Source organism: Stenotrophomonas sp. STK17_22, assembly GCF_051983905.1.
Lineage (GTDB): Bacteria > Pseudomonadota > Gammaproteobacteria > Xanthomonadales > Xanthomonadaceae > Stenotrophomonas > Stenotrophomonas maltophilia_A.
In genome coordinates, this window is sequence record NZ_CP197010.1 from 1,104,145 (window position 1) to 1,117,242 (window position 13,098).

Sequence of the window (13,098 nt, forward strand, 5' to 3'; positions counted from 1 at the left end):
CCTGCAGCATTCCGAGGCTGCCGGCCAGCGGCCGGCACTACCGGGAGGCCTGCAACCACGGCGGCGACAGCGTCAGCAGCCGCGCATGCACCGGGCAGTCCTCGGCGTGCGCACCGGGCAGGTAGCCCAGGCTCATCAGGAATTCGCCGGTGATCTCGCCGCCGGTGAAGCGGAACGTCTTCTTGAACAGCTTCACCCAGTCGGCCTTGCTGCGCGGATGGTGCGCGTCCAGCCACGCCGCGAAGCTGCCGTGGCTGGCCCGCAGCTGCTGGATCACCTGTGCGTTGTGGATCGCCGCCAGCACCTTCAGCCGGTTGCGGATGATGCCTGCGTCCGACAGCAGCCGTTCGATGTCCTGCTCGGCGTAGGCTGCAACCCGATCCACATCGAAGCCGTCATAGGCCGCGCGGAAGCCCTCGCGCTTCTTCAGGATGGTCTCCCAGCTCAGCCCGGCCTGGTTGATCTCCAGCACCAGCCGCTCGAACAGCTCGCGCTCGTCACGCTGCGGGAAGCCGTATTCGTTGGCGTGGTAGTAGTCGTGCACCGGATGGCCCGGGGCGATGAGGCAGTAACCGCTCATGGGGAAGGCTCGTTGGATTCGGGTTCGGGATCGATGGCCAGCGCGGGGCGCCCGCCGATGGACAGCATCGGCCAGCGCGGTGGCACAAGCGTGAGTTTGCCGTCACGCAGGGCCTGGTTGATCGCCTCGGCCTGGCCGCTGACGGTGCCGAACAGCGAACCGGCCCGGCGCCACTGGCCATCCCCGCCACGTGCGTACAGCACGCAGTCCGGCCCACGGTGGGTGTACAGCTCGCACAGCAGCACCTCGTTGCTGCCATCGCCATCCAGGTCGCGATGCACGATCAGGCAGTCGCGCTCGCTCTGGGCGCAGGATTCGCCATTGATCGCGCGGGTGGCCAGTGCCTGCCACCAATCGTCCGGTGGCGAGCTGGATCCCTTGGCCAGCTTCAGCGCGCGCTGCAGGGCGGCGACGTCCTGCAGACCCTTGTCCAGGCGCTGTCCATCGTCCCAGCGCGAGGTACGTGCCAGCGCGGCAGCGATCACCTGTGGCGCGTTGGCATCGGCGGTGATGGCCGGATCACGCTGCAGCTCGCGCAGCGCCTGCACGCCACGGCGCCCAAGATCGAAGCGCAGCACGTTGACGTCACTGCTGGTGATCGCTGGCGGGTCCGCACGCAGGCGCGCCAACTGGCTGGACAGGGTCAGCCGCACCGGGTCCAGCAGCGGCGAGTTGCCCAGCAATGCCAGTGCCAGCACCGCCCAACACATCCAGCGGTTGACCGGCTCCAGCGTCTGCAGCCAGCGGCCCTGCCGGCGGACTACCGCCAGCGCGTAGCCCAGTGTATAGCCGGCCACGGCCAACGCGATCAGCACCGCCCAGAAGCGGTCCAGGGTCCAGCCGTACTGCACCACGCGCAGGCCCAGTGCATACAGCGCCAGCACCGCATAGACCGGCAGCGCCAGCAGGCTGGCCTCGACCAGCCGGCGCAGCACGACGGGGTAGGGCGCGGTGTCGTCGCCTTGCTGGTAGACCGCATTGGTGAATGACACCAGCAGCAGCGACAGCACCAGCAGCAGGCTGGCGGCCGAGCGGGTCTTCCACAGCGGCTCCAGCCCGGTCAGCGGCAGGCTCAGCACGAACAGCACGGCGATGAACGAGAGCAGCGGCAGCAGCCCGCGGCAGATCGCGAACAGCACCTGGCGGGTGATCTGGATCGCGCGGTGCTGGGTGCGCCCGATCAGCACGCCGAACCCGGCCAGGCTGCCGGTGGCCAGCGCGATGAACGCGTCCTGCCGGAACAGGTCGCGGAAGATGGTCACGTCGAGCAGCTGGAACAGCGCCGCCCACAGCCACAGCAGCAGCCAGGTCAGCCCGGTGAACAGCGCGGCAAGGGCCAGGGTCAAACCATTCTGCCAGGCGCGCTCGAACAGCTCCGGGTAGCTGGCGCGCCAATGCCCGTGCTGCAACTGGAACTGCCACCAGGGCAGGGCCACGAACACCGCCACGGCCATGCCCAGGGTCAGCGGGAACTGCAGTGCGCCCGATTCCAGTGCGGTCTCGCCGTTGAGGTTCCAGCCGATCCAGGCGGCCAGCGCCAGCACCACCGCCGAGCCGAGCACCGCCTGCAGCCACAGGCGGCGCTGGCCCAGCTCGACCAGGCTCAGCGCCACCGCGCTGGGAATGGCCAGCACCCAGGCATACCAGCAGTAGCGCCAGCCGATATCGCGGAACGGCCACGCATCGGACAGCTCCTGTGCGGCATACAGCATCAGGCCCTGCAGCAGCGCGATCAGGACGATGGCGCTGCGTGCCGGCAGGGTCAGGGGCGATGAAGACTGCATCGATGACCTTCCATGGCAAAGCACCATCCTAGCCCATCGCGGTTCGGCACCATCGCGCGACCATCCCGCCCCCAGCAGGTAGAATGGGCCCATGCCTGTAACGCCGACCTCCCTTGCCGATCACCTGCTCGTCGCGCTGCCGTCGCTGCTCGACGCGACCTTTGCCCGCAGCGTCGCGCTGATCTGCCAGCACGACGAGAACGGCGCGATGGGCGTGCTGGTCAACCAGCCTTCCGAGTACACGCTGGGTGAAGTGCTTGCGCAGATGGACATCACCACCGGTGATGGCGACCTGCAGGCGCGCATGGTGCTCAATGGCGGCCCGGTGCATCCCGAACGCGGCTTCGTCATCCATGACGACGCACGCGCATGGGATTCCAGCCTGATCGTGGGTGAAGGCCTGTACCTGACCACCTCGCGCGACATCCTCGAAGCGATGGCGCGCGGCGAAGGCCCGGCCAATGCCGTGGTCACCCTCGGCTGTGCCGGTTGGGGTGCAGGGCAGCTGGAAAGCGAGCTGTCCGAGAACAGCTGGCTGACCGTACCGGCTGACGCCGAGCTGGTGTTCCAGCTGCCGCTGGAGCAGCGCTGGCAGGGTGCAGCCTCGCGTATCGGTGTGGACCTGTTCCGGCTGACCGACTACAGCGGCCATGTCTGAGCCCATCGCGCCCGCGCCGGATTCTGCTGCCCCGGCCATCCGCCGTGATGGCACCGTTCTGGGTTTCGATGTTGGCTCGCGGCGTATCGGCGTGGCCATCGGCAGTGCCTTCGCTGCGCATGCGCGCGCGGTGGCGGTGGTCGATGTGCACGGCAACGGCCCGGACTGGACCGCGATCGAACGCCTGCTCAAGGAATGGAAGCCCGACGGCCTGGTGGTCGGCGACCCGCTGACCCTGGACGGCCAGGACCAGCCCAACCGCAAGCGCGCGCAGGGCTTTGCCCGCCAGCTGCGGGAACGTTTCAAGCTGCCGGTGGTGATGATCGACGAGCGTTCCAGCTCGGTCGAGGCCGCCCGCCGCTTCGCTGTCGAGCGCGCCGAAGGGCGCAAGCGCCGCCGTGATGCGGCCGCCCTCGATGCCGTTGCCGCGGCGGTGATCATCGACCGTTGGCTGTCGTCGCCGGACGACGCCACCCCCATTCCCTGACTGCCCGACACCGCCATGACCGCCCAGCAACTCGATGCCTCCGGCCGCCTGCGCCACCTGCTGACCCTCGAAGGCCTTCCGCGCGACACCCTGCTGCAGCTGCTTGACCGGGCAGGGCAGATCCGCGACGCCGCGGTCGGTCGTGTCGGCAACAAGCGCCACGTGCTGGCCGGTTCGGCGGTGTGCACGCTGTTCTTCGAACCGTCCACGCGCACCCGCAGCTCGTTCCAGCTGGCCGCGCAGCGCCTGGGCGCCGACGTACTGAACTTCGATGCATCGACCTCGTCCACGCGCAAGGGCGAAACCGCCTGCGACACGCTGCGCAACCTGGAGGCGATGGGCGTGCGCGGCTTCGTGGTGCGCCACCCCGATGATGGCGCCGTGGCCGCACTGGCCGAGGCAGCGGGTGAGGGCACTGCACTGATCAACGCCGGTGACGGGCGCAGCGCGCACCCGACCCAGGGCCTGCTGGACATGCTGACCCTGCGCCAGGCCAAGGGCCCGGATTTCTCGAAGATGAAAGTGGTGATCGTCGGCGACGTGAAGCACTCGCGCGTGGCCCGCACCGACCTGCATGCGCTGCGCACGCTCGGCGTGGGCGAGATCCGCGTGTGTGGCCCGCAGTCGCTGCTGCCGGACGACGAGACCCTGAAGGGCTGCGTGGTCGGTGATGATTTCGACGCGATGCTGGAAGGCGTCGACGCGCTGATGATGCTGCGCCTGCAGCGCGAGCGCATGGAAGAAGGCCTGGTGCCGTCGCTGGAGCAGTACCACGCGCAGTACGGCCTGACCAACGAACGCCTGGCCCGCGCCGGCAAGGATGCCGCGGTGCTGCATCCAGGCCCGATCAACCGCGGCGTGGAAGTGACCGACGAGGTGGCCGACGGCCCGCAGTCGTGGGTGCTGCGCCAGGTCGCCAACGGCGTCGCCGTACGCATGGCCGTGCTGGAAACGCTGCTGGGCTGACCACTTTGGTGGGTGCCAACCTTGGTTGGTACTGCTGTTGTGGTGGGTGCCAACCTTGGTTGGCACACTCACCGCTCGGCTTGTCCGCGCACCGCTTTGGTAGATGCCAACCTTGGTTGGCACTATCCACCGGAGCTCATGTCATCGGGCAGATCACATGATGCCCCAAGCTCCCATTCGCACCAGGCATGGGGATATTGCCCCAACCGCGTCGTCAGCCCGGCCCTGATCGGATTTCCCATCAGGTACATCGCATGTCGGTGCAACGATTCGTCCGAGCGGATCGCATGATCGTGATAGCAGGCCTGCCAGAAGCGCCCGACTCGCCCCAGCAGCCGGTTTGCCTGCTGGGCTGTGCGCGACTTGAAACGCTTCATGACGGTTTCCAGTGACCCGGCGCGCAGTTCGACCAGCCAGTGAATGTGGTCGGGCATGACCACGTAGGCAATCGAGCGGGTGAAGCCTTCCTGATCAAGTCGCTGGAATTCGCGCACTGCCAAGGCGGCCACTGCGGCGTTGGTGAAGAGCGGTGCGCGGTCATGGACGACTGTGGTGAGGATATAGCTGAGGCCGACGCTGGAGCGACGACCGAGCAGGAGACGTGTGTTCTGCATGGAGCAAGCATGGATGGGCCTGCTTCCAGTGAACATCGGGGAATGGCTTGGTTTCAGGTAGGCCAGTGCCAACCAAGGTTGGCAACTACCAGAGCAGTCAATGCCAACCAAGGTTGGCAACTACCGGAGCAGTCAATGCCAACCAAGGTTGGCAACTACCAGAGCAGTCAGTGCCAACCAAGGTTGGCAGCTACGAGAAACTGCGGTTCAGCGCTTCTGCGCGAACAGCCACGCCCACATTGCCGGGTCGGCGTAGGTAGCGTCCCAGGCATTGTGATTGCCTTCCGGGTACTCGGTGTAGCGCACGTCGCGTGCAGCGGCGCTCTGGAATGCGCTGTGCAGCCTGCGGTCGTCATCCGGAGGCACCACGTCGTCCAGCGCGCCGTGGAAGATCCAGACCGGCGTGTGCTGCAGGCGCTGCGCGATCACGGCATACGGATCGGTTTCCTGGACGACCTGCTCGACGAACAGGGTCGGACGCTTTGCGCGTGGTGCAAGTACTGCGCCGCACACGGGGACGATCGCGGCAAAGCGGCGCGGGTCGTCCAGGGCGATGTTCCAGCTGCCGTAGCCGCCCATCGACATGCCGGTCAGGTACTGCCGTGCCGGGTCGGCGCCGAATTCGGCGATCGTCGCGTCCAGCGCGGCAACGGCCGCACGGTTGTTGCGGCCGCTCCATTCCTCATGGCCCGGTACCTGTGGAAACACCACCAGGGCAGGGAAGTCGGGATGCTCGCGCAGATAAGGCCCCAGCCCGGCGTGGGTCTGCTTGATGCCATCGGCGCCGCGCTCGCCCGAACCGTGCAGGAACAGGATGACCGGGACGTTGGAGGTTGCGGGCGTCTGCCCACCAGGGCTGCGGGCCTGCAGGCCCGCGGGAATGAACACCTGGTAGTAGGCCGTGTGCCCGTCCACCTTCACCGCACGTGCTTCGAAGCGGCCACGCGCGCTGTCCGGCAGCGAAGTGCAACCGCTCATCATCAGAAGGGCCAGCAATGGCAGCCAGCGCGACAGCGAACGGACCATGGGCTTTCCCGTAGCGGCAGGATCGTCTGCATCGTAGTCCGCCGCGATCAGCCTGGCATCATGCGCTGCGTCACTCCGGGCGCGGGAAGCTGGCGATGATGTCCAGCTGCTCCTGTGCTTCAGCATTGCCTTCGGCGGCGGCCGCCTGCACCTGCGCCATATCCGGATGCAGCACCACCAGCAGTGGGTTCTCGCAGACCGGGCAGTCGTACTCGGTGGCGTCTTCGTCCAACTCCATCACCATGGCGCGCGAGCTGCCCTTCCATTCGCAGGCCGTGCAGGTGTACTGCTGGTCACGCCAGCCGGGCTGGAAGTAATTTTCGATCGTCGTTGCCATGGGTGTTCCAGTTGGGATCGGGTCAGCGCCCCGCGCGGTGCGGATCCGACCCTTGATGCGGTCAGTGCAGCAGCACCAGGGTGGCCAGGCCGAGGAAGGTGAAGAAGCCCATCGAATCGGTCACGGCGGTCAGGAAGATGCCGCTGGCCAGCGCCGGGTCGAAGCCGAAGCGTTTCAGGGTCAGTGGCACCAGCACGCCGGCCAACGCGGCGAACAGCAGGTTGCAGGTCAGCGCGATGGCGATCACCGCCGACAACCCGGGCGAGTGGAACCAAGCGAGTACGATCAGGCCCAGCACCGAACCCAGCATCACGCCGTTCAACAAGGCGACCCGCACCTCCTTCCACAGCAGCGTGCGCGCGTTGGACGCGCCCACCTGGCCCAGTGCCAGGCCGCGCACCATCAGCGCCAGCACCTGGGTGCCGGCATTGCCGCCCAGGCCTGCCACGATCGGCATCAGCACGGCCAGCGCCACCAGCTTGTCGATGGTGCCTTCGAAGTGGCCGACCACGCTGGAGGCCAGGAAGGCGGTGCACAGGTTCACCGACAGCCACATCAGGCGCCGGCGCATGGCGCGCCAGACCGGGCTGAACAGATCCTCGTCCTCGTCCAGACCGGCGGCGCCCAGCGCCTGGTGCTCGGCCTGGCCACGGATGATGTCGACCACGTCATCGATGGTGATGCGGCCGATCAGGATGTTGTTGTCGTCCACCACCGGCGCGGAGATCCAGTCATGGTCGGAGAACTGGCGGGCGACCTCCTGGTCGCTCTCGCCGACGTCGATGGCCGGCTGCTCGTCGTCGATCAGACGGTTGATCGGGGTGGTGTCCTCGTGGGTCACCAGTGCCGCCAGCGACACCCGGCCGAGGTACTGGTGGCGCCGGCTGACCACGAACAGGTGGTCGGTGTGGTCGGGCAGTTCGCCACGCAGGCGCAGGTAGCGCAGCACCACGTCAACGTTGACGTCGGCGCGCACGGTCACCACGTCCGGGTTCATCAGGCGGCCGGCGCTGTCCTCGGGGTAGGACAGCACCTGCTCCAGGCGCTCGCGGTTCTCGCGGTCCATCGACTTGAGGACTTCGTCGATGACCGTGTCCGGCAGATCTTCGACCAGGTCGGCCAGATCGTCGATGTCCAGGTCTTCGACCGCGGCGATGATCTCGTCCGGGTCCATGTCGGCGAGCAGGCTCTCGCGCACGTCGTCGCCGACGTGGACCAGCACCTCACCGTCATCTTCCGGATCGACCAGGCCCCAGACCACCTCGCGCTTGCCCGGCGGCAGCGATTCGAGCAGGTTGCCGATCTCGGCCGGGGCCAGGGTGTTGACCAGGCGGCGCACCGGGCCCAGCCGACCGCTGTCCAGTGCGTCGGACAGCATCCGCAGTTGGCGCGCAGTCTTGTCGTGGCGTACAGCTTCAGCCATCGCAGCTCCCGCGGGATAAGAAAAGCCGCGATCCCGGCAAGGATGCGGCAACAGGGGTGTTCAGCGCGTCATTATCGCAAGGGGATGTTTCAACGCATAGCCGCCGGGCGGTGGTAGTGCCGGCCGCTGGCCGGCAAGCGGCCCCATCGAAGGCCATGAGGTTGCCGGCCAGCGGCCGGCACTACCCTTGGCGCTCAGGGCGTATCCGCCACCAGCGCCAGCCAGCGCTCGATCGCGCGACGGTCGCGTGCGGCCAGCAGCTTCGGTGCGCGCGCGCGCAGCGCGGCCAGGTCGGCCTCGCGGATCGCGCGGCGCACCTCCAGCAGTGTGCCGGGGTGCAGGCTGAATTCGCTCAGGCCCAGCGCCAGCAGCAGCGGAGTCATCCGTGCATCACCGGCCATCTCACCGCAGACCGCCACCGGAATGCGATGCCGCGCGCCGGTCTCGATCACCATCTGCAGCAACCGCAGCACGGCCGGATGCAGCGGCGAATACAGCTCGCCCAGTGCCTCGTTGTTGCGGTCAGCGGCCAGCAGGTACTGCACCAGGTCGTTGGTGCCGATCGACAGGAAGTCGACCAGGTCGATGAAGCTCTCCAGCGCCAACGCCGCAGCGGGCACCTCGATCATCGCCCCCAGCGGCACATGGTCGGACACCATGTGGCCTTCGCTGCGCAGCTGCTCGGTCAGCTTGAGCATGCGTCGGCGCACCGCCAGCAGTTCCTCGCGGGTGCTGACCATCGGCACCAGTACGCGCAGCTTGCCGTAGGCCGAGGCGCGCAGGATCGCGCGCAGCTGGGTGTCGGCCACCTTGGGCCGTGCCAGCGACAGGCGTACGCCGCGCAGTCCCAGGGCCGGGTTTTCTTCGTTGCTCAGGGTCAGGCCGGTGCGGTCGGCCTTGTCCGCGCCCAGATCGAGCGTGCGGATAGTGACCGGTCGCCCGCTCATGCCCAACGCGGCATCGCGGTAGGTCTGGAACTGTTCTTCTTCGTCCGGCAGCTCGTTGCGCTGCAGGAACAGGAATTCGGTGCGGTACAGGCCCAGCCCCTGCGCGCCCAGCGCATGCGCCTGGGTGACGTCCTCCAGCGATTCGGCATTGGCCAGCAGGGCGATGTCGACCTGGTCGCGGGTACGGCTGGGTTTGCTGCGCAGGCGGCCGAGCTCGCGCTGCTCGCGCGCATGTTCTTTCAGGCGCGCGCGGTAGTCGCGCAGGTTGTCGGCCTGCGGGTTGGCGGTGATGCTGCCGTCGGCGCCATCGATGATCAGCACGTCGCCATCGGCGATGCGGCTGAGCAGCTGCGGCACGTTGACGATCAAGGGCAGGTGCAGGCTGCGCGCCAGGATCGCACTGTGCGACAGCGCGCTGCCGGCGGCGGTGACGATGCCGACCACGCCCTGCGCCTGCAACTGGGCAAGCTCGGAGGGCGCGATGTTGTCGCAGACCAGGATTTCACCGGCCAGGCCTTTCATCACCTCCGGGCGTTCGGGCTGCAGGAAGGCGTGGATGCGGCCGATCACATGGTCGAGGTCGTCCATGCGGCTCTTCAGATAGGCATCGTCCATGCCATCGAAGACCTTGGCCAGGCGGTCACGCTGCAGGCGCAACGCATAGCCGGCGCTGTAGGGGCCGCTGCGGATCAGTTCGTCCAGCCCGAACAACAGCTCGGGGTCGTCCAGCAGCAGGGCATGCAGGTCGAGGAACTCGCCCACTTCCTGGTTCAGGGCGCCATGCAGGCGCTGTCGCAGTTCGTGCATTTCGGTGCGCGCGGCATCCACCGCGCGGTGCAGGCGGGCCAGCTCGGCCTCGACCTGATGGGCGGCGACGCGCTGCTCGGCCACTTCCAGCGCATGTGGCAGGCGCACCCGCGCCCGGCCCATCGCTGCGCCACGGGCAGCACCGTGCCCGGCCAGCAGCTGTACCGGCCGCTGGCCGGAAGGGACCTGGCCGGCGCGCGCGCGTGGCACGCTCAGCTGTCCTCGTCGAAGCGGCGTTCGAACAGGCCGACCACCGCTTCCATCGCGGCGGCTTCGTCCTCGCCGTTGATGCGCACCGTGACCGGGGTGCCCTGGCCGGCGGCCAGCAGCATCACGCCCATGATGCTCTTGGCGTTGATCTCACGGCCCTTGGCGGCCATGGTCACGTTGCAGCGGAACGGCGCCAGGGTCTGCACCAGCTTGGCGGTGGCCCGGGCGTGCAGGCCCAGGCGGTTGCTCACGGTGAGTTCTCGTTCAAGCATCGTCGACTATCGCTCCATTACGGGTACCCGCCGCGGCTGTGGCGGGCAGTTGATCCAGTCCCTGTTCCGGATAATTCATCACCCGCAGCAACATCGGCAGGCTCAGCGCCGACACCCGGCGAACCGGGGTCCCCAGCCGGGCCAGCTGCCCGGCAAGGTTGGCGGGGCTGGCGCCGTACAGGTCGGTCAGGATCAGCACGCCTTCACCATTGTCGACCCGCCGCAGAGCGGCCGAGGCGAGCGGGAGCAGGGCGTCCAGGTCTGCGTCGAACGGTACTTCGAAAGCTTCGGTTTTCAGCGGCAATTGCCGCAGGAGCCGGGTCGCCACGTCTAGCAGGGCGGTCCCGACCCCGGGATGTGTTACGAGGAGAATGCCACAGGTCATTACTGCACGTTAACAGGTCAAGGTGAATTGGCGATAGCAGCAGATGAGGGGCACTGTGTCCCGTATTCAGTGTTGCTCGGGCCGGAGCCCATTTCCGTTGGAAAAGGATCCGACCCCATCCGTTTTTCGGTGCCTGACCGGGATTCATCCACGCATGGCGTGGATCTACCGTGTCGACCAAGGTCGACACCTACCAACAGCACACCGCCCCGCCATCCCACGTAATCCCGCTCTTGCCGTTGACGTGGCCTCTGCGGGTGCCGGGCGCAGCCCGGCCGCATCCCTCAATCCTGTTCGCGGTGGTAGGTCGCCACGTCTTCCCAGCCCATCTCGCGGGCATGCCGGGCCAGGCGCTCGGCCAGGAACACCGAACGGTGCTTGCCGCCGGTGCAGCCGAAGGCCACGGTCACATAGCTGCGGGTGCCATCCCCCAGCTTCGGCAGCCAGGTATCGAGGAAATCCATCAGCTGGGTCAGGTAGCGCTGCACGTCCGGCTGCGCTTCCAGGTAGTCGCGCACGCCCGGTTCGCGGCCACTCAGCGCACGCAGATCCGGGTCCCAGTGTGGGTTGGGCAGCACCCGCGCATCGAACACGAAGTCAGCCTCGGCCGGCACGCCGCGCTTGTAGGCGAACGATTCGAACAGCAGCGACAGGCCGGTGGCATGGTCCATCGTGAACTCGGTGATGATCCGCCGCCGCAGCTGATGCACGTTGAGATTGCTGGTATCGATCACCGCATCGGCCTCGCGGCGCAGCGGTGCGGTCAATTCACGCTCACGCGCGATCGCTTCGGGCAGCGACAGGCCCAGCTGGCTCAGTGGATGGCGGCGGCGGGTGTCGGCGTAGCGTTTGAGCACGGCCTCGTCGCTGGCCTCGAAGAACAGCACCTTCACTTCCACGCCGGCATCGGTGGCCAGCTGCCGCCAGTCGCCCAGCTGGCTCAGGTCGGCCTGGCCGCGCACGTCGATGCCTACGGCCAGGCGGCGTGGTGCGCTGCCGTCGTGGTTGGCCAGCAGGCTGCGCACGAAGTCGGGCAGCAGATTGATCGGCAGGTTGTCCGAGCAGTAGTAGTCCTGGTCCTCGAAGGTCTTCAGGGCGACGGATTTACCCGAGCCGGACAGGCCGCTGACGATGATCAGGGTCGGGGCGGAGGGGGTGACGGTGCTCATGGACAGGCTCTTCGAAGGACAGGGGAATCAGGGTGTTCGCCGTTCCAGCAGGTTGCTGTGGCGGGCGATGAACATGGCCGCCGGGTCGATGCCCTTGGTGCGCAGGATGTGCAGGCGGGTCGCGGCCTCGGTCAGCACGGCCAGGTTGCGGCCGGGCATCACCGGCAGGGTGATCAGCGGTACATCCAGGTCCAGCACATGGCGGGTGCCCGAGTCGCCGGTCAGGCGCTCGTAGCCATGCGGGGTGGGTTCGGTCATCGGCTTGGTCAGGTGGACGATCAGCCGAAGGTACTTGTTCTTCTTTACAGCCGTGTCGCCGAACATCTCGCGCACGTTCAGCACGCCCAGGCCGCGCACTTCCAGCAGGTCCTGCAGCAGTTCGGGGCAGGTGCCATCGAGCACGTCGGGCGCGATCTGGGTGAATTCGGGGGCATCGTCGGCAACCAGGCGGTGGCCGCGGCTGAGCAGCTCCAGCGCCAGCTCGCTCTTGCCCGATCCGGCCTCACCGGTGATCAGCACGCCGATGGAGTAGATCTCCATGAACACGCCATGCAGGATCACCCGCGGCGCCAGCGTGCGCGCCAGGTGGTAGGACAGATGGTTGAGCAGTTCGTGGCCGCGCTTGGGCGACAGCCACAGCGGCGTGCCGGATTCGTCAGCAGCGGCGCGCAGGTCTTCCGGGCAGGCCTGGTTGCGGGTCAGCACCAGCGCCAGCGGGTGCGACTGCATGATCTTTTCGATGGTCTCCCAGCGCTGGCGCGGTTCCAGCGCATCCAGCCAGGACAGTTCCTCGGTGCCCAGGATCTGCACCTTGTTGGGGTAGATCGCATTGAGATAACCAGCCAGCGATGGACGCCGCGAGACCGTGTTGCCGGCCTCCAGCTCGCGCTTCTCGCCGGACTTGCCGGCAGCCCAGCGCAGCCCCAGCCGCTCGCGCTGCTGTTCGAACAGTTCACGGGCGGTGATGCTGGTATTCATGCGGCACTCGCAGGTGGGGTCATGTCCAGCGCCTCGCGCAGCGCCCGGGCATCGCCCGCTTCGCGCAGGGCCTGGCGGATGTCGGGCGCCGAAAACAGCTCGGCCAGCTCGGACAGCAGCATCAGGTGCTGGTGGGTGTAGTGGGCGGGGACGGCCATGGCGAACACCAGGTCCACCGGCTCGTCGCCACCGAAGTCGACCGGGGTGGCCAACCGCAGCAGGGCGCCGCGGGGGCGGTCCAGGGTTGGCGCGCGGCCGTGGGGAATGGCGATGCCGTGACCGATCGCGGTGCTGCCCAGCGCTTCGCGCTGGCACAGGTTCAGATAGATCTGTTCGGCGTTGGCCTGGCGGCAGGCCAGCAACCCGGCGGCGGCCTGCAGGACTCTGTCGCGGTCGGTGGCCGTGCAGAGCTGGGTCTGCACGGCCGCCAGGAGGTCAGTCAGGGGCATGTCTGC

At 67.6% G+C, this 13,098-nt stretch carries 15 protein-coding genes; 3 read left to right on the forward strand and 12 right to left on the reverse strand.

Annotated features, from left to right (window positions below; all coding sequences use genetic code 11):
* Positions 1-37: 37 nt before the first annotated feature.
* The gene (locus tag ACSYS9_RS04970; RefSeq protein WP_049400680.1) at positions 38-580 is read right to left on the reverse strand and encodes a DNA-3-methyladenine glycosylase I; all 543 of its coding nucleotides are present in this window, start codon (positions 578-580) and stop codon (positions 38-40) included.
* On the reverse strand, positions 577-2,364 hold the full coding sequence (locus ACSYS9_RS04975; protein ID WP_071228057.1) for a DUF4153 domain-containing protein: 1,788 nt from the start codon (positions 2,362-2,364) through the stop codon (positions 577-579). Before ACSYS9_RS04975 ends, ACSYS9_RS04970 begins: the two co-directional genes overlap by 4 nt.
* Before the next feature lie 91 nt (positions 2,365-2,455).
* On the opposite strand from ACSYS9_RS04975, the gene ACSYS9_RS04980 reads away from it, so the two are divergent.
* The 3 genes from ACSYS9_RS04980 to ACSYS9_RS04990 are packed head-to-tail and all read left to right on the forward strand — an operon-like array spanning position 2,456 to position 4,475.
* Positions 2,456-3,022: a YqgE/AlgH family protein gene (locus ACSYS9_RS04980; RefSeq protein ID WP_004147177.1), complete on the forward strand. Its 567-nt coding sequence runs from the start codon at positions 2,456-2,458 to the stop codon at positions 3,020-3,022.
* Positions 3,015-3,509: a Holliday junction resolvase RuvX gene (ruvX, locus tag ACSYS9_RS04985; protein ID WP_049400682.1), complete on the forward strand. Its 495-nt coding sequence runs from the start codon at positions 3,015-3,017 to the stop codon at positions 3,507-3,509. The genes ACSYS9_RS04980 and ruvX overlap by 8 nt, the downstream gene beginning before the upstream one ends.
* A 15-nt stretch (positions 3,510-3,524) precedes the next feature.
* A complete protein-coding gene (locus ACSYS9_RS04990; protein ID WP_032130186.1) occupies positions 3,525-4,475 on the forward strand; it encodes an aspartate carbamoyltransferase catalytic subunit in 951 nt (316 codons plus the stop codon).
* Positions 4,476-4,597: 122 nt separating this feature from the next.
* On the opposite strand, the gene ACSYS9_RS04995 is transcribed toward ACSYS9_RS04990, so the two are convergent.
* The 10 genes from ACSYS9_RS04995 to ACSYS9_RS05040 all read right to left on the reverse strand — a co-directional run bounded on the left by ACSYS9_RS04995 (position 4,598) and on the right by ACSYS9_RS05040 (position 13,092).
* Complete coding sequence (locus tag ACSYS9_RS04995; protein WP_071228058.1) at positions 4,598-5,089, reverse strand: REP-associated tyrosine transposase; 492 nt, start codon at positions 5,087-5,089, stop codon at positions 4,598-4,600.
* 207 nt (positions 5,090-5,296) lie between these two features.
* On the reverse strand, positions 5,297-6,115 hold the full coding sequence (locus ACSYS9_RS05000) for a prolyl oligopeptidase family serine peptidase (RefSeq protein ID WP_071228059.1): 819 nt from the start codon (positions 6,113-6,115) through the stop codon (positions 5,297-5,299).
* A 70-nt stretch (positions 6,116-6,185) separates the two neighbouring features.
* Positions 6,186-6,452 carry a hypothetical protein gene (locus ACSYS9_RS05005; protein WP_071228060.1) on the reverse strand — a complete coding sequence of 89 codons (267 nt, stop codon included), beginning with the start codon at positions 6,450-6,452 and terminating at the stop codon, positions 6,186-6,188.
* A gap of 61 nt (positions 6,453-6,513) precedes the next feature.
* Positions 6,514-7,875, reverse strand: coding sequence for a magnesium transporter (gene mgtE / locus ACSYS9_RS05010; protein ID WP_005408383.1), 1,362 nt, complete (start codon positions 7,873-7,875; stop codon positions 6,514-6,516).
* A 194-nt stretch (positions 7,876-8,069) separates the two neighbouring features.
* Entirely contained in the window at positions 8,070-9,839 is a 1,770-nt protein-coding gene (gene ptsP / locus ACSYS9_RS05015; protein ID WP_049462132.1) for a phosphoenolpyruvate--protein phosphotransferase, read from the reverse strand.
* A 2-nt stretch (positions 9,840-9,841) separates the two neighbouring features.
* Positions 9,842-10,111: an HPr family phosphocarrier protein gene (locus tag ACSYS9_RS05020; RefSeq protein ID WP_005408385.1), complete on the reverse strand. Its 270-nt coding sequence runs from the start codon at positions 10,109-10,111 to the stop codon at positions 9,842-9,844.
* Entirely contained in the window at positions 10,104-10,496 is a 393-nt protein-coding gene (locus ACSYS9_RS05025; RefSeq protein WP_049462131.1) for a PTS sugar transporter subunit IIA, read from the reverse strand. Before ACSYS9_RS05025 ends, ACSYS9_RS05020 begins: the two co-directional genes overlap by 8 nt.
* A gap of 284 nt (positions 10,497-10,780) precedes the next feature.
* Positions 10,781-11,665 carry an RNase adapter RapZ gene (gene rapZ / locus ACSYS9_RS05030; RefSeq protein WP_032130190.1) on the reverse strand — a complete coding sequence of 295 codons (885 nt, stop codon included), beginning with the start codon at positions 11,663-11,665 and terminating at the stop codon, positions 10,781-10,783.
* Positions 11,666-11,692: 27 nt separating this feature from the next.
* Positions 11,693-12,643: an HPr(Ser) kinase/phosphatase gene (hprK, locus tag ACSYS9_RS05035; RefSeq protein WP_005408388.1), complete on the reverse strand. Its 951-nt coding sequence runs from the start codon at positions 12,641-12,643 to the stop codon at positions 11,693-11,695.
* On the reverse strand, positions 12,640-13,092 hold the full coding sequence (locus ACSYS9_RS05040; protein WP_071228061.1) for a PTS sugar transporter subunit IIA: 453 nt from the start codon (positions 13,090-13,092) through the stop codon (positions 12,640-12,642). The genes hprK and ACSYS9_RS05040 overlap by 4 nt, the downstream gene beginning before the upstream one ends.
* Positions 13,093-13,098: the final 6 nt, after the last annotated feature.